The following is a 21,911-nucleotide window of genomic DNA, read 5'->3' on the forward strand; positions in this document are numbered from 1 at the left end:
ATGTGGAACTCACGCATAGCGCGTGCCAACAAGCGGTGCCTGCACCGCTTGTTGTGCGCAGCAGTTGGCTTACTGACTGCAGTCGGACTGGCCTCAGTTGCCAGTGCCTCGGTGTTGGCAAAGCTGGATGGACAAGCCGTACACCAGCTGACCGTGGATGTGATGCTGCAAATGGCGCAGCAGCAGGATGCCGGCGCGACGAAAGCAGCGGTACTGGAAGAAATCATCAGCAACCGTAGTCTGGTCCGTTTAGCCCAAAAACGTTTTACCAATCTGGATTTGCAAGCCGGTGCGAAGCGGGTCGGTTTTGATCCTGCCGTTGCGGCTGATGATCAACTCGCAGCCGCGCTGCGTTCTGCTTATCTGCAGCCTTTGGAGGCGGGATTGAAAGCGCTGCCCGGTGCCAGTTTGCAGGGCAAAGTGAGCGCGGAGTATCCGGTCACCGAACAGGATTGGAAAAAACTGCTGGGTGCTGACGATAAGCTGATTGTGGAATATCGCTGGAATGAAGCGCAATTAAAAACAGCGCAGCAAATTGTAGTGCTGCGTTCAAATCTGGCACCGGGCGGTGTGATTACGCTGGCCGATGTGTATCAGCGCCAGAATGTACAGGGACGGGTCGAACTGTTTGCACGTAATCAGGCTTTTGTGCGCCAGCAAGCCATGCTGTATCTGAGCCAGCGTTATGTGCAGGATTGGGCGGAGCAGCGTTTTGGCGGTGCCGCTGTGGCGGATTTGCGGCAGGCTTTACAAGAGCAGAATCAGGTGCGTGCTTTGCTGGCATTGCATGGCATAGGCGCTGATATCGACGCTGAAAGTCCGGTGCTGAATAGCTTGGCTAAGCAAGTTAAAACGGCTGAGATTCAGACCTATTACCGTCAGCATAAAGAAGAATTCAAACGCATCGCCACGATCCGCGCCAGACATATCCGGTTAGCAGATCAGGCTACCGCAGAACGGATAGTGCAGGAGGCGCGGCGTGGTCAGGATTTCGCCGCACTGGCGCGCCAGTGGTCGATTGCGCCAGACGCGGCCAGCGGTGGTGATCTGGGCGAAATCCGGCATCAGGGCCAACTCAGCTGGTTGCAGGAACTCGCAATGATGCAGGAACCGGGGCAGGTGTCGCCACCCTTTCGGGCTGCAGTCGGCCCACAAGAGCCAGCCTATTGGGAAGTGATTCTGGTCAGCCAGCGGCAGGACGGCTATCAGCCTGTTGATTCGGAATCCGTACGCTATCTGGCCAGTCGCGCCATCGCACAGGAAAAAGCCGTGCAACAGATACGCCAGTTACAACGCAGTGCAAGGCAGGCTGCCAAGGTCGAATACCTGACAGCCGGGAGCGCGACATGATGCGCCGCGCCTGGCTCTGGGTTGTGTTGCTGGCATTGGGCTTACTACTGGCGGCACGTCTGTTGTTTGATGATGGCAGTGTGCCGCAAGCGACAAATCAAAATCTGACTGCAGTGAGCAGTCAGTCTGGTACACAACTGAGCCAGCAGGGCAGCGCGAAAACCGCAAGCTGGCCACCGCCATTTCCGGAGCTCAAGCGCGTGCCTTTACTCGATACCGGTCCTGCCATGCCAGCGGCGCAGAGCCTGGCTGCAACCCGCTATGGCGACCCGCGCAGCCCGCCGATAGCGCGCGATACCCAGCGTCCGCTGCAGCCTACGCGCGAAGAATTGGCCGATCCCCAGGCGTATCAGCGTTACGAGGCGAATCAGCATCAGCAATTGCTGGCCTCGTTTGCCGATGCTGCGCAACAGGAAGTGCCGCGCCTGTTGAGCGACATAGAGCGTGGGCGGCAAAGCGGAATCGATCCGGTGGCGATCGCTAAGATGGAAGAAAAAGCACGCAGGCTGGCTGCACTGGAGCAGGAATTACGTCAGCAGCATCCGGAATGGAAACGCACTCAGCGCTAAATCAGCGCTAAAAAATTAACGCTTATTCCAGCGCAGTTTTTTCCAGCTGCTTTGCTGTGACGGGGTCAGGAAAGTCCAGGCCAGCAGGCGGCTTTGTTTATTGCCCTGACCCATAGCGATTTCGCGCCAGTCCTGAACCTTGAGTTGTTTGAGTCGTGCTTTGAGTGCAGGCAGATGTTCAGCCTTGGCCACCAGGCTGGAATACCAATAGCAATGGGCAGGGAAGAGTGCGCTTTCATCCATCATTTGCAAGATGAAGGCAAGCTCACCGCCGGGGCACCAAAGTTCTGCATCCTTGCCGCCAAAATTGAGTACGGCTGTTTGTGTAGCCTGTTTTTTTGGAGCCGCGCTGGCCTTGCCTAATTGCCGCCATTTGCGCTCAGAGCCTGCCGCGGCTTCTTGTGGCGAACGATGAAATGGCGGATTGCACAAAGTCACATCAAACCATTCCCCTTGCTGCAGGATATTCTTGAAAATAGCGCCCGGGTCAGGTTGCTGCCGCAAAACGATGCGGCTGGCATGAACGGGATTGTGACTCAGCAAAACGCTGGCATGGTCCAGCGAAGCCGGATTGATATCGGTCGCGACAAACTGCCAGCCATAGTCTGCGCTGCCTAGCAAAGGATAAATCAGACTGGAGCCGGTACCGATGTCCAGCACCTGTATGCCGCTCGCAGCGGGTAGCCGTCCACCATGGCTATCACTCAGTAAATCCGCCAGATGATGCAGGTAATCAGCGCGTCCCGGTATTGCGGGACAGAGCTGCCCTGCTAATACCGACCAGTTCAATATGCCATAGTCTGCCTGCAGGATGGCGCGGTTCAGCATGAACACCGCAGCCGGATTGGCAAAATCAACGCTGAGGCCATGCGCAGTCTGCACCAGAAATTCCTTCAGCCCGGGCTCGCTTGTGCTCAGGGCACTCAGGTCATAACGTCCCTGATGGCGGTTGCGTGGATGCAGCTGAGCGCTGACTGTCTTGTCGCTCTTGGCTGCGTTGTTGACTGGTGGCTTGGGTTTGCGGGGTGCAGGCATGATAAGTCCGTGAGGCTAAGCTCAGCATTTTGACATAAACCCACAGTGCAGCCCAAAAAAAGCCTCCGTCATTGACGGAGGCAAGAGTAAATGCCGGGAGTTATTCAAACCGGGTTCAGCCTGGGGATAGGCTGAACTGCGGTTGACAGCCTGATTAGCTAATCGCTACTGCGGCTGTGCCAGTGTTGACGGTGGCCGTGGTTACACGCGCAATCACATTGGTTGGCGCTGTCATGCTGCCGGTATTAACCAGCTTGTTCACTTGCTTGAACTGCGCCACCAGATTGCCCGGTGTGACTGTCACGACGGTATAACCTTGTGCATCGGCATTGATGTATTTCATCCACTGGTTATTCGCCAGTGCGGCCAGTTGCTGTGCCAGTCCCAGCAGATTGGTATTGAAGCTGCTGTCGGCTTTCAGTCCGGCCAGCACGGCCTGTACTGTGCCTGTCAGAACGGCGCCTTCAGGCACGCCTTTGGCTGCCAGCGCACCGGTCAGCGGAACGCGGATTTGTTCCAGCAAGCCATCGATAGTCGGTGCCGCTTTACCCATGGTGTAGTCGAGCATATTGGCATTGACGGTGATGGTGCCGATATTCGGAACCGGGATAGACAGCGGATAGAAAATGATCGTTGCCAGTCCGGTCGAGCCTGCGCCATCCATCATATATTTGAAGAAGGAGTCGGAGCTGATACCGGCGCTGACCAGATCCACCATCGCTGGCGTGCCGCCACCGACAGCATCGAAGTCATGATTGACGGTACCGGCAAAGAAGCCATGGATATCGCCCGTGACAGACACCACATTGCTGACTTTCTTATCCAGCAAATGCTGCATCAGGGCCTTACGTTCCGCATTGTAGCCATCCCACTGATCGCAATTCAGCAGGAATTTGGTGAAGAAGGCAGACAATGCAGCTTGCTGGCCAGATGCGATCACGAAGGTGGATTTTTCTTTATTCGCCTGTACATCCGGTTTGATGTAGCCAAACGCAATGGTCTGTGCCGCAGCACCGACTTGGGTGTTTGTACCTGCTGGCGCTGCTGCTTTGGCGGCGCCATAGGCAGCAACTGCGATGCCAGCCTGTGCAGTCGTCAGGCCAGCGGCCACCGCTGCTGCCGGTAAGGATGCGCTGGTGGCGTCTGCCGTTGCAATCGCTACTGCTGCGCCCGCAGCCGTCGCTTGCGCCGCGCCTGCGGTAGCGGCTGCCACCAGCGCGGATGCGACTAGCACATTGCCTTTCAAGGCAGGATTGCTGAGTGCAGTGCCGATGTTGGTCGCCAGCGTAGAAACCGAGCTCAAAGCGATCAGCGTCGCAATCGCATCCGTACCATTCAAGCCCATGCGCATCAGCGATACTTCATTGCCCCATACCTTCCAGGTCGCAGAAGAAGAGGCCATCTTGTCTTTCCACCAGTCGCGCTGAGTTTTACCGAGCATGGAGGTGTAAGCCAGCGGGTCGGTGGTCATCGCAGTTGCGGTGGTGACTTTCTGAGCTTCCAGTGCGTTGAATACGTCTTGTGGCACTACATAGCGTGAACCTATGCTGCTATTGAGTGGCTTGCCAGTCGATGGATTAAACAGGTTTTCCGGCACCACGTGATCGCTACGATACAGGCGCTCATCTGTCATCACCAGTTGCATCAGTTTGCCGAACTGGAAATCGCGATAGATCTTGATGTTCTGGAAGCCATTGTCTGCTGTATCCAGATTTACATCGGCGGGCATGAATTCAAACCAGGCCTGATTGGCAGAGCGGCGACGCTGCGGTAAGTGCTGGTTGTCACCCAGTTTATCGAGGCTGTTATTGTCGTAAGTGATCGCATCTTGCCAGGCATCGTCCGAGAATTCATGGTCATCCCAGATCGCGATATAGGCGAAGCGTTCATGCAGCGCTTGCTGACGCGGGTCGCTGCGATACATTTTGTACAGATAACGGTAGTCGGCCAGCGTGGTCGCATACTTGGCCTTGGTCGGTGTGCCGGACGCGTCGTTCAATACTGTCCCATCCGGTAATTGCAGCGCCGTGTGGCGCGCTTCCACATTACCGACCTGGAAAGAAGCACCCACGGTTTCGTAAATGTAGTCACCCAGATGGATGATAAAATCGAGGTTCTCGTTTTTGGCGATGTAATCCATCGCACCCCAGTGATTGACACTCCAGTCCTGGCAAGTCAGGTAAGCGAACTGCAGTTTCGCGACATCGCTGCCAGCAGCTGGCGCCGTTTTAAAGCGTCCTACATTCGAGCGCACATCACCGGCGATGAATTGATAGAAGTAAGTCTGACCCGCTTGTAAGCCTGTGACTTTATTGCGTATCGTATTGTCGAAGCTGGCCAGTAAGGGCAGGCGGGTATCAACAATCGTCGTACCTGTTAACGCAGTGTTGCTGCCGAGTGCGGCGCTATTGTCGGCCGCAGTAACGATCAGACGGATAGAGACATCATTGCCAGCCGGTGCGGCAGCGGCTACATCCAGCGATGCCGGTACCACGCGGGTCCACAGCACGGCACTGTCCGGACGCGGGTCGCCGGAAGCAATACTTTGCGGGAATTTCCAGGCACTGCCGCTGGCTGCTGGCAATTCAGAATTGCCTGTTGCTGTCGAGCTGGAACCACCACAGGCAGTTAAGCCTGTTGTTGCCACCGTTACAGAAAAAAATCCGCTGTACTTCAAAAACTGTCTTCTATCCACATTGATCTCCTGATTATTGTTATGCGGGATTTTTTTGTGAGCTCCCCCTGAATCCATAGGCGGAAAAGGGTAGAAAAAATCCCAGTCGATAACAATAGACTAAAGCGCTGGAGCTTAGAGAAACTATGTTTCCTCCTGATGACAGGATGCTTGGTGGAAACATTCTATGTAAGTGCTTCCTTGCAGATTGAAGTAATAAATACAAGCATTTTTGAAAATTCTTTGGATAAGTGACCAGTGGTCAATTTGTTGGTTTTTTTTCTCAGTTTGACGAGTAATCAGGCCATTTGAGTGCTGCTGTAGCCACTGAGGTGGTGTCAGCGGGCAGCACTATTGTGAGCGGAAATCGGTGAAGCAGAGACTGTATCCCAGCCTGCATCCCGGCTCAGGCTGGGATGCAGTGCTTATCAGGATAGGGTTGGAAGTTTGAGCTGTGGGAAATGGGAGAAGCTGTTTACTTATAAAAGCAACGGCCGCACACATGGTGGTAAAGCTCATTGCCACCGATAGAGATCTGTTCACCTGCTTTGAGTCGCTTGCCCTGTTCATCGACACGGATATTCATGGTCGCTTTTTTACCGCAGGTACAGATGTTTTTTAACTCTTCTATGGTATCAGCGAGGGTGAGCAGATAACTGGCACCGGCAAATGGTTCACCCAGAAAATCGCTGCGTAATCCATAGCAGATGACCGGCACGCCGCGCAGATGCGCGAGCTGGTGCAGTTGCCTTACCTGCTTTGGCGTCAGGAATTGCGCCTCATCCACCAGTACGCAATTCACCTGGGGTGCCTGCTCAAAAAAGTCAAACTGACTGTCAAAAACGGCGGCTTCGCGTTGTGGTCCCAACCTCGAAGTCACCTTGCCGACGCCATAGCGGTTATCAATCGCGGCGGTGTACAGGAATACACTCTGGCCCTGTTCTTCATAATTGTGAGCGACTTGCAATAAGGCGGTGGATTTACCGGCGTTCATCGCCGAATAACGAAAATATAGCTTGGCCACTGTGACTCTTCCGAAAAAATGCGTGGTGACGATGCCGGTCTTTTTCAAGCAAAAAAATGGCGGCAAGGTCAAAAAAATTTTCGCTATTGTAGGCGGAAAACTGCTCTTGAAATCAAAAAACTCTGCCTTATCTGGAGTTCATCGGACGCTCTAAGAGGTCTGATTCATCTGCATCAGAGATGGGATGAAAACTCTCAATATTGAATACATCGCTTCTGTTAAAAAGGATATCACCATGCGTAATTTTGACTTCGCCCCTTTGTACCGTTCTGCTATTGGTTTTGACCGCCTGGCTCAACTCTTCGATGATGCGCAACGCAATGAAACTGCCAGCAACTACCCTCCCTACAATATAGAACTGATCGCCGAAGATAAATATGCAATCACCATGGCGGTAGCAGGCTTTAGCCGAGAAGAGCTGGAGATAGAAAGTGAGCGCGATACGCTGAAAGTGGTTGGACGTCGCCACAAAGACGAAAGTCAGAAAAATTATCTGCACCGTGGTATCGCAGCACGTGATTTTGAGCACCGCTTCCGTCTGGCAGATCACGTGAAAGTAGTCGGTGCCCGTCTGGATAATGGCTTATTGCACATAGAATTGATACGTGAGATCCCGGAAGCCTATAAGCCACGTCGCATCCTGATCGATGGTGAAAACCTGCAATTAGTCGAAACTCAGCATGCCGCCTGACTTGAAAGCGCAAGTCGCTTAAGCCGGATTTTTAGCCAAAAGCCAGTCTTCAAGACTGGCTTTTTTCATGTCTCCATACTTTTTTGCAACATGCGTATTCGCGTGAGTTGTGCTGCGTTACCTGCTACATAGAGGGGATTTAGGTGGAAGTCAGCTATTAATTTCTTGGTGGAAATAATGATTTTCTTATCGAAACAAATATATTAAAAAGAAATTGCTTCGGTGCATATATTGTGGCTATGATGTTGTTACAACTTTTTACTAAGAAAGTCGATATCAATCTGGCTCTTAATTTGTAAAATATGTTTACAAAATTATCTGTGGCAACTTTGTGTAGCATCAATTTTTGCCGCGATAAAGTTGCTCTTTTGAGTAATTGCTTCAAAACCAGATTGGCTGCACTACATTAAGCTTGTGAAACAAGCGGGTGAAATACGAATCTCAGCGCGCAGCTTTGCAACCAGGCGATTGCAAAGCGTGCCAGTCGCTATTTGTGTAAATGTCAGGAAAGGATGTTGCAATGTCCAAAACTATCTTAGTCGTCGATGATTCTGCATCGGTCCGTCAGGTTGTCGGACTGGCCTTGCGCGGTGCCGGTTATAGCGTCATTGAAGGTATCGATGGCGTCGATGCCTTGAAAAAACTGACGGGTCAAAAAGTGCATCTGATTATTTCCGACGTCAACATGCCCAATATGGATGGCATCAGCTTTGTGCAGGAAGTCAAAAAATTAGCGGCCTATAAATTCACGCCGGTGATTATGCTGACCACAGAGTCGCAGGAAGGTAAAAAATTACAGGGGCAAGCGGCCGGTGCCAAAGCCTGGGTCGTGAAGCCATTTCAACCAGCGCAAATGCTGGCGGCTGTTTCTAAACTGATCCTTCCATAGCAGTGAGGCGGCCATGAAAAATCTGGATATTCAGGGCGAATTGACGATTTATACCGCCGCAACTGAAAAACAGAGATTACAGGAATTTCTGGAGCAGGATAGCCAGTTGGAAGTCAACCTGTCACGTGTCTCTGAAATGGATACTGCAGGTTTGCAGATACTCATACTCATGAAAAAAGAAGCTGAACGTAGCGGGAAAAATTTACGCTATGTGATGCATAGTCAGGCCGTGCTCGATATACTGGAATTATCCAATACCACCGCCAGTTTCGGCGATCCTGTGGTCTTACATTCCTGAATCACTGTATCGGCTTCGCGTGATTCAAATTAAGAAAACTACGTTTCCTATTATTTTCAGCATCACTGCATTATCGCAATAAAGTACAGCAATATCTGAAGCAGGCAGCATTCCGTATTCCATCATTCGGGGGAAAGAATGAGTTTCGATAGTGAAATGAAAGCGGCTTTGGAAACCTTTGTGGTGGAAAGTCGTGACTTATTGCAGGACATGGAAGATCTGCTGCTGGGACTGGAAAATACGCCAGACTCAGCGGATGCCATTAATGCTATTTTTCGCGCTGCGCATACCATTAAAGGTTCAGCTGGCTTATTCGGCCTCGAGCATATCGTTACTTTCACCCATGTGCTGGAGAGCGTACTCGACAAGGTACGTGACGGCGAAATTCCTGTGACTTCCGGCCTGGTCGCAGTGCTACTGCCTTGCCGCGATCATTTGGGGACTCTGATTGATGGGGTGGCGTCCGGACAGATAGGACAAAGTGCAGAGCTGGAAGCCGCAGGTTCTGCGCTGCATGTACAACTTGGATTTTATTTAGATGGGCATGCGGAGAACAGCAGACCAAGTTCCGCCGTCATCGGTCAGGATGAGGTGGTGCATACCACGACGTCAGGTGGCACCGTAGTCGACGCAGGGAACTGGTATCTGTCGCTGCGCTTTGGTAAGGATTGCCTGCGTAATGGCATGGACCCGCTGTCGTTTATCCGCTATCTGAGTACCCTGGGCGATGTGATACATATCCTTACGATCAGCAATGACTTGCCCGATGTACAGCGCATGGATGCCGAAAGCTGCTATCTGGGCTTTGAGGTTGTACTGAAAAGCAATGCATCTAAAGAAGCGATAGAAAACGTATTCGAGTTTGTACGTGAAGACAGCGTGATCCGTATTGTGCCGCCGAATAGCAAAATGGATGAGTACATCAGCATCATACAAGGCTTACCGGATGATCATGAACTACTCGGTGAAATACTGATTAAAAGCGGTGTATTGACCAAGAATGAATTGGCAACCTGTCTGCAATTACAAGCGCAACGGGGCGATGGAAAGAGCGGTAATTCATCACAGGTACCAATTGGTGAAATTCTGGTTGACCAGGAAATGCTGCAGGCGCCGGTGCTGAATGCTGCTTTGAATAAGCAGCAGCAAGTCAAAGAACAAAAGGCCAGAGAGCGCCAGAGCATACGCGTTGACGCCGAGCGGCTGGATAAGCTGATTGATCTGGTCGGTGAACTGGTGATTGCGGGTGCCGGTGCCAATCTGCGTGCCAGTAAAAATCATGATATGGCCTTGCTTGAATCTACCGGTGAAGTAATGCGCCTGGTTGAGGAAGTGCGTGACAGTGCTTTGCAATTGCGTATGGTGCCTATCGGTACCACCTTTAGCCGCTTCCAGCGTGTGGTACGCGATGTGAGTATGGAACTGGGTAAGGACATACAGTTGGAAATCAGCGGTGGCGATACCGAGGTCGATAAGTCGGTGGTGGAAAAAATCGGTGACCCGCTCATGCATCTGGTCCGCAATTCCATGGATCACGGCATAGAATCGGCTACCGTGCGTATGTCGCGTGGCAAACCGGCACGTGGTCTGCTGCGCCTGAATGCCTACCATGAGTCTGGCAGCATCGTGATTGAAGTCAGTGATGATGGTGGTGGCCTGAATAAAGACAAGATACTGGCCAAAGCAATCGAGCGCGGCTTAGTCGCAGCCAACAGCACGCTCACAGATAAAGAAATTTATGCGCTGATTTTTGAGCCGGGTTTTTCGACTGCAGATCAGGTATCGAATCTGTCCGGGCGCGGCGTCGGGATGGATGTGGTGAAGCGCAATGTGACTTCTTTGCGCGGCATGATAGACATAGACAGCGAAATGGGTGTCGGCGCCACTATCCGTATCCGGCTGCCATTAACACTGGCGATCATCGATGGCTTCCTGGTCGGTGTAGGGAAATCATCTTTCGTGGTACCGCTGGATCATGTGATCGAATGCCTGGAGTTACCTAAGCAAAGTGAAGAGCAGGATTATATGGACCTGCGCGGTGAAGTGCTGCCCTTCATTCGCTTGCGCAGCATATTCGACATCGAGGATGCCTTACCACGGCGCCAGAATGTGGTGGTGGTGGGCTATGGTGCAGTAAGAACGGGATTGGTGGTGGACCGGCTCATGGGTGAATTCCAGACGGTGATTAAACCCCTGGGTAAAATTTTCAATCATGTGCGCGGCATTGGTGGCTCCACCATACTCGGTAGTGGCGAGGTGGCGCTGATACTCAGTGTTCCCGCCATGACTGAGTACTACTCGCGTCAACAGCAGCAACAGCAAATCCAGCTTACTCAAGCCCCATATCAGACTAGTAAGTTGATTCAATAAGGAAGCCGTGAAAAACAGCTCAAAGCTGTGCAGGCAGTTAACGCCGGGGCGCGTCGATTTTGTATCAGTTTTCAGTAGATAAGATTCATCATTTTTCTAACGTTTGTCATTGTTGTTCCTCGCAGAAAGGAAGCACTCATGAAATCGCTTTTAGAATCATTGAGAATGTGGCAGAAGTTCGCACTGGTTGGTGTGTTTGTCGTCATTCTGTTTGGCTTGCCATTGTTCTTGTATCTGAATGTGATCAACCGTGATGTGGCTGCGGCGCAGAATGAAAAAATGGGTTCACTCATTTTTCCTGGAATTGCAAAAACCATGCAGTTGGCACAACGTCATGCAGGAAGCAACTCCTTGGTGATCAGCGGTCAGGAGGAATTGAAAGCGCAGCGCGATGCAAGCGGACAGGAGTTGGGCGCCACTCTGGATCAGTTACAGAACTTTGTGAAGGACTATCCATCAACGCAGCTGGAGCCGCAAGTCGCAGCCATGAAACAGGATTGGCAAGGCATACTGAACGACAGGGATCGCATGAAGATCGATGAGAACCGTGCGCGCCATTTGCAGCTGATCAAAAAACTGTTCGACTTCATCGATAAAACCGCCGATGCCAGCGACATTTTGTTAAGTCCGGATGCAACCACTTTTTATCTGGCGTCTTTGACGACCGATGGCATCATTCGCATGACTGAGGATTTGCGTAAGGCACGCGCATTGGGATTTGAAGCGCTGTCTAATCATGCGCTGACTGATAAAGACAGAAGAAATTTGTCCGAATTGTATGCCGTGATTACAGACAATCAGAGGCGCAACGATAAGGTATTCAACAGATTGTTTGATAACAGCACTTCCTACAGAGAGCTGTTCGCCAGCAAAATGCAGGAACAGGCCAATAAAGTCCGCGAGGCAGGTCAGCTGATCTCCGATAAGATTTTAGACAGCAGCAAACTGGATTACGATATACGTAACTATTCACAAAGCCTGTCAGCGGCGATCGATGGCACACACGAACTCGAACAGACCTTGCTCAAAGAAATGCTGAAGCGCACAGAGCAGCGGCTGGATGAGCAAAAGTCCTTGCGCCTGAAGATGCTCAGTGCCTGTATCGCCTTGTTTCTGATCGTGGTCGTCTTGGCCTGGATCATGATACGCACGGTAATCCGTCAGGTTGGACAGGAGCCGACAGAAGTGGTGGAGTATGCGAGCCGCGTTTCTTCCGGTGATTTCAGTGCCAGCCTGGCGCTTGCTGATAATGATGTGTCCAGTATCGCTGCCAATCTGTCTGCGATGGTTGGCAACATCAAGATGCGTATGGAAGAGACCGAAGCCATCGCCAAAGAAAACCTGCGTATCAAGATTGCACTGGATAATTGCGCGACCAATGTGATGATCGCCGATAACAACCGCAATATCATTTATCTCAATAAATCTGTGGTGCAGATGCTGAGCATAGCGGAAAACGACATCCGTAAAGTGCTGCCGAATTTTAATGTGGCACATCTGATGGGATCGAATATCGATCAGTTCCATAAGAACCCCAGTCATCAGGCCAGCATGCTGAGTAGTTTTAATAATAATCACCGGGCCGAAATTCAAGTCGGTGGACGTACTTTTGCACTGTCTGCGAATCCTGTGATGAGTGAAAAAGGGGAACGTCTGGGCAGCGTGGTTGAATGGACGGATCGCACTGCTGAGGTCGCAGTGGAAAAAGAAGTCAGTCATATTGTGGCGCAGGCAGTGGCAGGTAATTTTAAAGCCAGGGCAGTAGAAGAAGGGAAGACCGGATTCTTTGCCAAACTCAGCGTAGATATCAACAAACTGATGACAACCAGCGACGAAGGTCTCAATGAGGTCTTGCGCGTATTGGCAGCGATTTCTAAAGGTGATCTGACCCAGACCATAGACAAGGACTATGAAGGTACTTTTGGCGCATTGAAGTCTGCCAGTAACGAGACCGTAGAAAAACTGTCGCAGATCGTGACAGATGTGATCAATGCCACCGACGCTTTATCGAATGCTTCCGAGCAGGTCAGTGCGACTTCGCAAGCCTTGTCCCAGGCCGCCAGTGAGCAGGCTGCCAGTGTGGAAGAAACCAGTGCCAGCATAGAGCAAATGGCAGCGGGTATTAATCAGAACGCGGAAAATGCCAAAGTCACTGATGGGATTGCAGGTAAGGCCGCTAATGAAGCCGTCGAAGGTGGAGAGGCAGTCAAGCACACGGTGCATGCGATGAATGAAATTGCGTCAAAAATCGGCATCATCGACGATATCGCCTATCAAACCAATATGCTGGCGCTGAATGCCGCGATTGAAGCCGCACGTGCCGGTGAACATGGTAAAGGTTTTGCCGTGGTTGCCGCTGAAGTACGCAAGCTGGCCGAACGTTCTCAGGTGGCAGCGCGTGAAATTGGTGATCTGGCCAGTGGCAGTGTGAAAACTGCAGAACGTGCGGGTGAGCTGATCGATGAGATCGTGCCCGGCATAGGCCGCACTTCCGACCTGGTACAGGAAATTGCCGCTGCCTCTCAGGAACAATCTGCAGGTGTGGGGCAGATCAATACCGCGATGAATCAGATGAATCAGATCACCCAGCAAAATGCATCGTCCAGTGAGGAGTTGGCGGCAACGGCGGAAGAAATGACCAGCCAGGCGGAGCAGCTCAAGGAACTGGTGGGCTTCTTCCGCATCAGCAATGAAAATCACCGTGCGCACAGCCAGGAAAACCGGCCCTCGCGTCAGGTCAGCAGTATCAGCAGGCGTGGTGTACGCAGCGTTGCTTCCGGCGTAGATGAAGCGAAATTTGAACGCTTCTAGGAGATGGTGATGGGGGCGATAACTGAATCAACAAATCATGCTGTGCGCCGCTCTGAGGCGGATACTCAGGGCCGGGCTGGCCTGGAAACTGCGCAGTATCTGACGTTTATGCTCAGTGGTGAAATCTATGCATTGGAAATACTGAACATCAAAGAGATCATCCAATACGGTGATCTGACTGAAGTACCGATGATGCCAGCTTTCATTCGTGGGGTGATCAATCTGCGCGGCAAGGTGGTGCCGGTAGTCGACATGAATGCACGCTTTGGCCGTGGCATTACCAGTATCGCACGCCGCACCAGCATCGTGATTATTGAGTTTAATGATGATGAAGAGACCGGTTCCCATAGCATAGGTGTGATGGTGGATGCGGTGAATGAAGTGATTGATATCGCACGTCAGGATATCGAGCCACCACCGGCGTTTGGCGCGCGTATCCGGCCAGATTTTGTGACTGGCATGGCGAAGCATAACGGGCGTTTTATCATCGTACTGAATCTGACACAGGTGCTGTCGGTCGCTGAGATGTCGGCTCTGGGCAGTGCCATGTTGGGTGGTGCGCAGGCAGAAAACCTGACGGAGCCGGAGTATGAACGCTAGCTCACCGGTCATTCAGCCGATACGTAGTTTACAAAAGGACGAATTCGCCTGGATCTGCCGCTATCTGTATGAACACACTGGCATTGCGCTCAATGAGGGCAAGCAGGCGCTGGTCATGGGGCGGCTGGAAAAGCGCTTACGCAAACGTGGCTTACGCACGTATACCGATTATTTTGCTTTGTTCGGTCGCCCTGGTTATGAAGACGAAACCATCATTGCAATCGATTTACTGACCACCAATGAAACCTATTTTTTTCGTGAGCCCGGGCATTTTGATTTTATCCGTCAGCATGTCTTACCGGGTTTGAGTCAGCAGCGCCAGATCCGGGTCTGGAGCGCTGCCAGTTCCAGCGGCGAAGAAGCCTATACGCTGGCGATGGTGCTGGCGGAATATGCGGGCGAGCAGCAATGGGAAATTCTGGGCAGCGATATCTCCACCCGCGTCTTGGAAAAAGCGCAACGTGCTTTATATCCTATGCAGGCGGCAGAAAAAATTAAGCCTGCGTATTTAAAAAAATACTGCCTCAAAGGGCGGGACGAATATCAGGATTATTTTCTGATTGATACGGCCTTACGCAATAAGGTGGAATTCCGCTCCTTGAATCTGATCGAACCGCTACCCGATATAGGACTGTTTGACCTGATATTTTTGCGCAATGTGATGATTTACTTTGATGTGGAAACCAAGCAGAAGCTGGTGCAGCGCTTGCTTGAGAAGTTGAAACCGGGTGGATATTTTTTTATCAGCCACTCGGAAACCTTGAATGGAATTAATACCTCACTCAAGATGATACAGCCGTCGGTTTACCGCCGGGAACCATAAACTCAGAGCAGATGTTGCCTGCGCCAGTGTACTGTGTATAGCATACACGCGACAGGCAGAAGCCGTTCTGTCACACCGTCTGCGGTGAGAGCGAATCATGATGTCTGCACCGGATTTTTATATCGATATTTTTTTGCAGCCCGGCGAATTTTATTTTGGCGACCGGGAAACACGCATACGTACCATACTGGGCTCCTGCGTGGCGATCACTATGTGGCATCCTAGATTGCAGATAGGTGGTATGTGTCATTACATGCTGCCACAAAATAAGCGCAATCCGGATAGCAAGGAACTGGATGGTAAGTATGCCCAGGATGCGATGCAGATGTTTCTGCGCGAAATCAAAGCTGCACGTACCCGGCCATGGGATTATGAAGTCAAAATGTTCGGAGGCGGGAATCAGTTTCCTGACCATGACACCAGCGTTTTTGCGGTACCGGATCGTAATATAGAACTGGGGCGGCGCTTACTGGCTGAGAATGAATTTACGGTGAAAAGCGAGCATATGGGTGGGGTTGGACATCGCAATGTGATGTTTGATGTCTGGTCCGGCGATGTATGGGTCAAACATGTAGAGAAAGTAATCATACCGTGACAGGAAAAATCAAAGTAATGTTGGTGGATGATTCCGCAGTGGTACGCCAGGTACTGGCTGCTGTATTGGCTAAGGATAGCGATATTGAGGTCATAGGGTCGGCCCCTGACCCTATCTTTGCGATGGAAAAGATGAACCAGCGCTGGCCAGATGTGGTGGTGCTGGACGTAGAAATGCCACGCATGGATGGCATCACTTTTTTGAAGAAACTGATGTCGGTTCGCCCCACACCTGTCGTAATTTGCTCTACCCTGACCGAGAAAGGTGCCGCCACCTCGATGCAGGCTATGGCAGCGGGGGCAGTCGGCATAGTGACCAAACCTAAGTCCGGTTTGAAAGGCTTTCTGGAGCAAGATGAAGGCGACATCGTGCAGGCGGTGAAATCTGCGGCCCAGATCGATATGCGGCGCGTCAAGGCGATGTCGATGGCGAGTCTGAATACGCCACCTAAGCTCACGATTAACCAGGTCATGCCAGCCTCAGAAAAAGCAGCAGCGATGGTGGTGACCACCAATAAACTGGTGGCGATAGGCACTTCAACTGGTGGCACGCAGGCGCTGGAAGTGGTGTTGAGAAATCTGGGCCGTACTACGCCAGGCATCGTGATCGTGCAGCATATGCCGGAAAAATTTACCGCGGCCTTTGCTGAACGGCTCAATAAGATTTGCGAGATCGAAGTGTTGGAAGCAAAAAACGGCGACCGCGTGATAGACGGGCGCGCGCTGGTTGCACCTGGCGGCAAACATATGCAGCTCAAGCGCAGCGGCGCTCAGTATCATGTGGAAATTAACGATGGCCCGCCAGTCAACCGCCACAAACCCTCGGTCGATGTGCTGTTCCGCTCAGTGGCACGCAGTGCCGGTGCGAATGCGCTTGGCATCATCATGACAGGTATGGGCGACGATGGTGCACTCGGTATGCTGGACATGCATAACGCCGGTGCCGAGACCATAGCGCAGGATGAGAAAAGCTGTGTGGTGTATGGCATGCCGAAAGAAGCCGTAAAGCATGGTGCGGTTGATACCATTGTCCCGCTCACAGAAATCGCCACGCTGATCGGACAATACGCACGCCGCCACAGCTGAGCAGTATGCGCTGCCCTGGTGCTGTGTTCAGCGCACCAGGTTATGCGGTCCGACTGTGCGTATATCTTTGTTGCCAGTCAGCGCCATACTGACATCGAGTTCCTTGCGCAAAATCTCCAGCATCAGACTCACACCCTGTTCACCCATCGCGCCCAGCGCATACAAAAAAGCGCGGCCTATCATGGTTCCTTTTGCACCTAAGGCGCAGGCTTTCAGTATGTCTTGTCCGCTGCGTATGCCGCCGTCAAACCAGACTTCAGTCTGATGTCCGACTGCTTCAGCAATCGCAGGTAAGGCCTGGATAGACGAGATTGCGCCGTCGAGCTGACGTCCACCATGATTACTGACTACGATCGCATCGGCCCCGCTTTGAACCGCCAGGCGTGCATCTTCCACATCGAGGATACCTTTGAGTATCAGCTTGCCGCCCCATTCCTGCTGTATCCATGCCACGTCATCCCAGTTCAGCGTGGGGTCGAACTGGCTCGCGGTCCATTGGCTCAGGGTGGTGATGCCGCTGCTGCCTTTGACATGCCCCGCCAGATTGCCAAAGGTTTTACGGCCACCGAGTGCACGCAAAGCCCAACCCGGCTTGCTGGCCAGATCCAGCAGATTAGCCAGAGTTAAGCGTGGCGGCACAGACATACCGTTTTTCAAATCTTTATGACGCTGTCCCAGTATCTGCAAATCCAGCGTCAGTACCAGCGCCGAGCAGCCACAGGCTTTGGCACGCTGTATCAGTTCGCGCACAAAGCCACGGTCACGCATGACGTAGAGCTGAAACCAGAATGGCTTGCTGGTGACGCTGGCGATATCTTCCAGCGAACAGATACTCATGGTCGACAGCGTGAAAGGGATACCAAATTTTTCTGCGGCGATGGCGCCCAGCATTTCTCCATTTGCCCATTGCATGCCAGTCAGTCCGGTTGGCGCAATCGCGACCGGCATCGTGACATCCTGACCGAGCAGGGTAGTGCGGGTATTGCGCTGATCGACGTTGATGGCGACCCGCTGGCGCAGCTTAATCGTGGCCAGATCATCGGTGTTGGCGCGGTAGGTGCTCTCGCTGTAAGAGCCGCTGTCCGCGTAATCATAAAAGGCTTTCGGCACCCGCTTTTTGGCGAGCAGACGTAAATCTTCAACACAAGTGATGACGGGCATGATGCGCTCCTTGATGATGAGAGTTCAAGTGTAGAGGATTTTTAGTGGCTGTATAGCTGAAGTTTTTTCAGGCTTCCACAAAGCGCTCAGAGATCAGTTGCCGCAACCACAGATTGCCTGCATCCTGGTGATAGCGCCTGTGCCAGAACATATTGGTCTGCAAGGCTGGCAGCCGCAGTGGTGGCGCACAATACTCGAGATCAAACGGCTGTGCCGCACGTTGTGCCAGTTTGAGCGGAACGGTGACCAGTAAATCGCTGGTGGCGACGATATACGGCACCGCAACGAAGTGCGGCACCTGAAAATGCGCCGCCGCCAGCACGCCCGCTTTATCCAGTGCCTGATTGATTTTCAGATAAGGCTGTTCCTGCGAGGTCACGATCAGATGCTGGGCCGCGACAAAATCGGCCAGGGCAATTTTTTGGCCTGCCAGTGCGTGACCGCGCCGGTACATGCAGACATAGGGCTGGCGGAACAGGCGGCGCTGGTACCAGGCTTCGGATAACTGATCGAGCGCACCGATGGCCAGATCGACACGGCCTGACTCCATTTCGGTTTTCAAGTCTATGCTGGCGGCCCTGACTGTCACGATCTGTACTTTCGGCGCTACGCTGTGCAACAGCGTGGCCAGCACCGGCATAAAGTAGACTTCGCCCACATCGGTCATCGCTATCGTGAAGCGGCGCTCGCTGCTGGCGGCGTCGAAGGGGCTGTCTACATTGAGCGCCTCGGTCACATGGCGCAAGGCCAGATTGACGGCATCGGCTAATTGCTCGGCACGTGGTGTGGGTTGCATGCCACTGGCCGTGCGTACAAACAAGTCATCATTAAAACTGCGCCGCAAACGGCTCAGCGCATTGCTGACGGCAGGCTGCGATAAGGACAGTTGTCGCGCCACCACAGAAATCCGGCGTTCCCGGAAGATATGCTGGAACACCACGAGTAAATTCAGGTCCAGGTCTTTAGCTTCGCGCATTATTGATTTGATGAATGGTCTGTATTTTTGTATTTATATCGTAAAAGAGATGGCTTTGCAGTAAAGTTCGCTGCAAATTCCGTCGTCAGTGTGCAGATTTGGCTTAAGCCGCAGCTGACTTCAGTTCTCCACGCCCACGATAAGGTGTATCCATGAGTCTTCAGTCTTTACCGCAGCAAAATCCGCAATCACTTAGCTATCAGACAGGCTTTGCTAACGAATTTGCCACCGAAGCCTTGCCAGAGGCGCTGCCTAAGAATCAGAATTCGCCGCAGCAATGCGCATATGGCTTGTATGCGGAACAGATTTCCGGCACCGCATTCACTGCGCCACGCCACGCCAATCGCCGCAGCTGGACTTACCGTATCCGCCCGGCTGCCATGCACCAGCCTTTCGTGCAGGTAGCAAGTGGCCAGATGACCAATGATTTCGGTGCTGTACCGAGCACCCCGAATCAACTGCGCTGGGACCCGCTGCCTATGCCTGCCAGTGCGACTGATTTCATCGATGGCTGGGTCACCATGGCGGGCAATGGCTCGGCCGACGCCCAAAGCGGTTGCGCGATCCACTTGTATGCTGCGAATCGCGATATGCAGCAACGCTTTTTCTACAATGCTGATGCAGAAATGCTCATCATTCCGCAAGTCGGACGCCTGCATGTACGTACTGAATTAGGCTTGCTCGACGTGGAGCCGCAGGAAATCGTGGTGATACCGCGCGGCATACGTTTCCAGATACATTTGCCGGACGGCGAAGCGCGCGGTTATGTGTGCGAAAACTTCGGCGCCATGCTGAAGCTGCCTGATCTGGGCGTAATCGGCTCCAATGGCCTGGCCAATCCGCGCGATTTCCAGACCCCGGTGGCCTGGTATGAAGATAAAGAAGGCGATTTCGAATTGCTGGCAAAATTCAGCGGTAATTTGTGGTCAGCAAAAATCGGCCATTCGCCGCTGGACGTGGTCGCATGGCATGGCAATTTTGCGCCTTACAAATATGATCTGCGCCATTTCAATACCATAGGCTCGATCAGCTACGATCATCCTGATCCCTCGATTTTCCTGGTGCTGCAATCGCCTAGCGATACACCGGGTGTGGATACCATCGATTTCGTGATTTTCCCACCGCGCTGGTTAGCGGCCGAAAACACCTTCCGCCCACCTTGGTTCCATCGCAATATCGCGAGTGAATTCATGGGCCTGATCCATGGTCAGTACGATGCGAAATCGGCCGGTTTCCGTCCCGGTGGTTCCAGTCTGCATAACTGCATGAGCGGCCACGGTCCGGATGCGCCTACCTTTGATAAGGCCAGCCAGATCGACACCAGCACACCACAGAAGGTCGCTGATACCATGGCGTTTATGATAGAAACGCGTAATATCATCAAACCTAGCCGTGCCGCGATGGAATCACCATTACTGCAGGCCGATTACTACCAATGCTGGCAGGGCATCAAAAAGAATTTCAATCCGGAGCAAAAATAAATGACGCTGCAACTCAATGAAACCCATGACGTGAACCTGCGCAGCTGGGTCACTTCTGCCAATCAGCCTGACACTGATTTCCCGATTCAGAATCTGCCATTCGCCGTATTCCGCCGCGCTGGCAGCCATCAGACTTTCCGCATCGGTGTCGCCATCGGCGATCAGATCCTGGATCTGGCAGCTGCGCATGCAGTCCATGCGTTTGCCGGTTTTACCGAATTGCAGGGTGGCCATTTCACCGCCGCTGTGAATGCGCCAAATCTGAATGGTCTGATGCAATCAGGCGCGCCGGTCTGGTCGGCACTGCGTCTGGCCTTGTCACGTGTTTTGCGTGAAGGCAGCCCGCTGCAGGGTAGCCTGCATGCCTGCCTGTCGCCGCAAAATACCGCAGAATTTGCGCTGCCTGCGCACATCGGCGATTACACCGATTTTTATACCTCTATCCATCATGCGACGGCAGTGGGTAAATTATTCCGTCCGGATAATCCGCTGCTGCCGAATTACAAATGGGTGCCGATCGGCTATCACGGCCGTGCTTCCTCGATCGCGGTATCGGGTCAGCACTTCCGTCGCCCGGTCGGACAGACTAAACCGCCGACAGTGGATGAACCGGTGTTTGGCCCGGCCAAGCGCATGGACTATGAGCTGGAAATCGGTATTTTCATCGGCCCTGGCAATGCGCTCGGCGACCGTATTTCTATGGATCAGGCAGAGTCCCATGTGTTTGGCCTGTGCCTGTTGAATGACTGGTCGGCACGCGATGTGCAAGCCTGGGAATACCAGCCCTTAGGCCCTTTCCTGGCGAAGAATTTTGCCTCGACCATTTCTCCGTGGGTGGTGACGCTGGAAGCGCTGGCGCCTTACCGCACTGGCTGGCAGCGCGATAGTGCTGATCCTCAGCCTATGACCTATCTGGAAGCGTCCAGCCTGCGCAGCAGCGGCGCTTTTGATATTGAACTCGAAGTGCTGCTGCAAACCAGCAAAATGCGCGAAACCGGCACTGCGGCACAACGCCTGTCGCTGTCGAATTTCCGTCATTCTTACTGGACCGTATCGCAACTGGTGACCCACCATACCGTGAATGGCTGTAACCTGAATGCCGGTGATTTGCTCGGTTCCGGTACTCAGTCCGGCCCGGCCCCGGAAGAAGCTGGCTCGCTGCTGGAGCTGACTGAAGGCGGCAAAAAACCGTTGCAACTGGCGAATGGCGAACAGCGCATCTTCATGGAAGACGGCGACACCATCATCATGCGCGGCTGGGCACAAAAAGACGGTGCAGCCAGAATCGGCTTTGGCGAAGTCAGCGGGACTTTGTTACCGGCAGTGATATAAGCCCGCGCAGCACTCAAGACTGAACCCGTGCCGTCTGCCTGACGCGCACGGGTTTTTTCTGTTATCCAAGGCTTGCACAAAATACGTATTGCAGCCGCAGCCAGACTTGCTTAAGCTGGATCGCACCTAAGTCGCAATTCAAGAGGA

General features: G+C 52.7%; 18 protein-coding genes. 13 read left to right on the forward strand and 5 right to left on the reverse strand.

Features of this window, described 5'->3' with window-relative positions; translation table 11 throughout:
- Together EYB48_RS08270 and EYB48_RS08275 are read left to right on the forward strand one after the other, a co-directional pair.
- The gene (locus EYB48_RS08270; RefSeq protein WP_162019847.1) at nucleotides 1–1,350 is read left to right on the forward strand and encodes a peptidylprolyl isomerase; all 1,350 of its coding nucleotides are present in this window, start codon (nucleotides 1–3) and stop codon (nucleotides 1,348–1,350) included.
- Nucleotides 1,347–1,919, forward strand: coding sequence for a hypothetical protein (locus tag EYB48_RS08275; RefSeq protein ID WP_162019848.1), 573 nt, complete (start codon nucleotides 1,347–1,349; stop codon nucleotides 1,917–1,919). Before EYB48_RS08270 ends, EYB48_RS08275 begins: the two co-directional genes overlap by 4 nt.
- 15 nt (nucleotides 1,920–1,934) lie before the next feature.
- On the opposite strand, the gene rlmF is transcribed toward EYB48_RS08275, so the two are convergent.
- The 3 genes from rlmF to EYB48_RS08290 all read right to left on the reverse strand — a co-directional run bounded on the left by rlmF (nucleotide 1,935) and on the right by EYB48_RS08290 (nucleotide 6,652).
- The gene (gene rlmF / locus EYB48_RS08280) at nucleotides 1,935–2,954 is read right to left on the reverse strand and encodes a 23S rRNA (adenine(1618)-N(6))-methyltransferase RlmF (RefSeq protein ID WP_162019849.1); all 1,020 of its coding nucleotides are present in this window, start codon (nucleotides 2,952–2,954) and stop codon (nucleotides 1,935–1,937) included.
- 154 nt (nucleotides 2,955–3,108) lie between these two features.
- Entirely contained in the window at nucleotides 3,109–5,649 is a 2,541-nt protein-coding gene (locus EYB48_RS08285; RefSeq protein ID WP_328823313.1) for an alkaline phosphatase D family protein, read from the reverse strand.
- Between the two features lie 454 nt (nucleotides 5,650–6,103).
- Nucleotides 6,104–6,652, reverse strand: coding sequence for a thymidine kinase (locus tag EYB48_RS08290; RefSeq protein ID WP_162019851.1), 549 nt, complete (start codon nucleotides 6,650–6,652; stop codon nucleotides 6,104–6,106).
- A 235-nt stretch (nucleotides 6,653–6,887) separates the two neighbouring features.
- Here EYB48_RS08290 and EYB48_RS08295 point away from each other — a divergent pair, with 235 nt between their 5' ends.
- The 9 genes from EYB48_RS08295 (at nucleotide 6,888) to EYB48_RS08335 (ending at nucleotide 16,814) form a co-directional block, all read left to right on the forward strand.
- The gene (locus EYB48_RS08295; RefSeq protein ID WP_162019918.1) at nucleotides 6,888–7,343 is read left to right on the forward strand and encodes an Hsp20 family protein; all 456 of its coding nucleotides are present in this window, start codon (nucleotides 6,888–6,890) and stop codon (nucleotides 7,341–7,343) included.
- A 520-nt stretch (nucleotides 7,344–7,863) separates the two neighbouring features.
- On the forward strand, nucleotides 7,864–8,232 hold the full coding sequence (locus EYB48_RS08300) for a response regulator (protein ID WP_162019852.1): 369 nt from the start codon (nucleotides 7,864–7,866) through the stop codon (nucleotides 8,230–8,232).
- Nucleotides 8,233–8,245: 13 nt separating this feature from the next.
- A complete protein-coding gene (locus EYB48_RS08305; RefSeq protein ID WP_162019853.1) occupies nucleotides 8,246–8,530 on the forward strand; it encodes an STAS domain-containing protein in 285 nt (94 codons plus the stop codon).
- 138 nt (nucleotides 8,531–8,668) lie between these two features.
- On the forward strand, nucleotides 8,669–10,900 hold the full coding sequence (locus tag EYB48_RS08310) for a chemotaxis protein CheA (protein ID WP_162019854.1): 2,232 nt from the start codon (nucleotides 8,669–8,671) through the stop codon (nucleotides 10,898–10,900).
- A gap of 138 nt (nucleotides 10,901–11,038) precedes the next feature.
- A complete protein-coding gene (locus EYB48_RS19175) occupies nucleotides 11,039–13,711 on the forward strand; it encodes a methyl-accepting chemotaxis protein (protein WP_235934973.1) in 2,673 nt (890 codons plus the stop codon).
- 9 nt (nucleotides 13,712–13,720) lie between these two features.
- A complete protein-coding gene (locus EYB48_RS08320; RefSeq protein ID WP_162019855.1) occupies nucleotides 13,721–14,311 on the forward strand; it encodes a chemotaxis protein CheW in 591 nt (196 codons plus the stop codon).
- Nucleotides 14,301–15,134, forward strand: a complete 834-nt coding sequence (locus EYB48_RS08325; RefSeq protein WP_162019856.1) for a CheR family methyltransferase — start codon at nucleotides 14,301–14,303, stop codon at nucleotides 15,132–15,134. Before EYB48_RS08320 ends, EYB48_RS08325 begins: the two co-directional genes overlap by 11 nt.
- A 97-nt stretch (nucleotides 15,135–15,231) precedes the next feature.
- Nucleotides 15,232–15,729, forward strand: a complete 498-nt coding sequence (locus tag EYB48_RS08330) for a chemotaxis protein CheD (RefSeq protein WP_202927721.1) — start codon at nucleotides 15,232–15,234, stop codon at nucleotides 15,727–15,729.
- Complete coding sequence (locus tag EYB48_RS08335; RefSeq protein WP_162019857.1) at nucleotides 15,693–16,814, forward strand: protein-glutamate methylesterase/protein-glutamine glutaminase; 1,122 nt, start codon at nucleotides 15,693–15,695, stop codon at nucleotides 16,812–16,814. The genes EYB48_RS08330 and EYB48_RS08335 overlap by 37 nt, the downstream gene beginning before the upstream one ends.
- 27 nt (nucleotides 16,815–16,841) lie before the next feature.
- Here EYB48_RS08335 and EYB48_RS08340 read toward each other — a convergent pair whose 3' ends face one another.
- The gene (locus tag EYB48_RS08340) at nucleotides 16,842–17,975 is read right to left on the reverse strand and encodes an alpha-hydroxy acid oxidase (RefSeq protein WP_162019858.1); all 1,134 of its coding nucleotides are present in this window, start codon (nucleotides 17,973–17,975) and stop codon (nucleotides 16,842–16,844) included.
- A 67-nt stretch (nucleotides 17,976–18,042) separates the two neighbouring features.
- Nucleotides 18,043–18,951, reverse strand: a complete 909-nt coding sequence (locus tag EYB48_RS08345) for a LysR family transcriptional regulator (RefSeq protein ID WP_162019859.1) — start codon at nucleotides 18,949–18,951, stop codon at nucleotides 18,043–18,045.
- Between the two features lie 152 nt (nucleotides 18,952–19,103).
- On the opposite strand from EYB48_RS08345, the gene hmgA reads away from it, so the two are divergent.
- Together hmgA and fahA are read left to right on the forward strand one after the other, a co-directional pair.
- Nucleotides 19,104–20,432 carry a homogentisate 1,2-dioxygenase gene (hmgA, locus tag EYB48_RS08350; RefSeq protein ID WP_162019860.1) on the forward strand — a complete coding sequence of 443 codons (1,329 nt, stop codon included), beginning with the start codon at nucleotides 19,104–19,106 and terminating at the stop codon, nucleotides 20,430–20,432.
- Nucleotides 20,433–21,764 (forward strand): fumarylacetoacetase, encoded by a 1,332-nt coding sequence (gene fahA, locus EYB48_RS08355; protein WP_162019861.1) that lies wholly within the window; start codon nucleotides 20,433–20,435, stop codon nucleotides 21,762–21,764.
- The last annotated feature ends 147 nt before the right edge of the window (nucleotides 21,765–21,911 follow it).

The sequence above is a fragment of the Cognatundibacterium crateris genome, from assembly GCF_010078235.1.
Taxonomy (GTDB): Bacteria; Pseudomonadota; Gammaproteobacteria; order Burkholderiales; family Burkholderiaceae_D; genus Undibacterium; species Undibacterium crateris.

Bases quoted from the DNA above. Each gene is read 5' to 3' on its own strand.
- EYB48_RS08270 (WP_162019847.1), top strand. From the start codon at position 1: ATGTGGAACTCACGCATAGCGCGTGCCAACAAGCGGTGCCTGCACCGC.
- EYB48_RS08275 (WP_162019848.1), top strand. From the start codon at position 1,347: ATGATGCGCCGCGCCTGGCTCTGGGTTGTGTTGCTGGCATTGGGCTTA.
- rlmF (WP_162019849.1), bottom strand. From the start codon at position 2,954: ATGCCTGCACCCCGCAAACCCAAGCCACCAGTCAACAACGCAGCCAAG.
- EYB48_RS08295 (WP_162019918.1), top strand. From the start codon at position 6,888: ATGCGTAATTTTGACTTCGCCCCTTTGTACCGTTCTGCTATTGGTTTT.
- EYB48_RS08300 (WP_162019852.1), top strand. From the start codon at position 7,864: ATGTCCAAAACTATCTTAGTCGTCGATGATTCTGCATCGGTCCGTCAG.
- EYB48_RS08305 (WP_162019853.1), top strand. From the start codon at position 8,246: ATGAAAAATCTGGATATTCAGGGCGAATTGACGATTTATACCGCCGCA.
- EYB48_RS08310 (WP_162019854.1), top strand. From the start codon at position 8,669: ATGAGTTTCGATAGTGAAATGAAAGCGGCTTTGGAAACCTTTGTGGTG.
- EYB48_RS19175 (WP_235934973.1), top strand. From the start codon at position 11,039: ATGAAATCGCTTTTAGAATCATTGAGAATGTGGCAGAAGTTCGCACTG.
- EYB48_RS08320 (WP_162019855.1), top strand. From the start codon at position 13,721: ATGGGGGCGATAACTGAATCAACAAATCATGCTGTGCGCCGCTCTGAG.
- EYB48_RS08325 (WP_162019856.1), top strand. From the start codon at position 14,301: ATGAACGCTAGCTCACCGGTCATTCAGCCGATACGTAGTTTACAAAAG.
- EYB48_RS08330 (WP_202927721.1), top strand. From the start codon at position 15,232: ATGATGTCTGCACCGGATTTTTATATCGATATTTTTTTGCAGCCCGGC.
- EYB48_RS08335 (WP_162019857.1), top strand. From the start codon at position 15,693: ATGGGTCAAACATGTAGAGAAAGTAATCATACCGTGACAGGAAAAATC.
- EYB48_RS08340 (WP_162019858.1), bottom strand. From the start codon at position 17,975: ATGCCCGTCATCACTTGTGTTGAAGATTTACGTCTGCTCGCCAAAAAG.
- EYB48_RS08345 (WP_162019859.1), bottom strand. From the start codon at position 18,951: ATGCGCGAAGCTAAAGACCTGGACCTGAATTTACTCGTGGTGTTCCAG.
- hmgA (WP_162019860.1), top strand. From the start codon at position 19,104: ATGAGTCTTCAGTCTTTACCGCAGCAAAATCCGCAATCACTTAGCTAT.
- fahA (WP_162019861.1), top strand. From the start codon at position 20,433: ATGACGCTGCAACTCAATGAAACCCATGACGTGAACCTGCGCAGCTGG.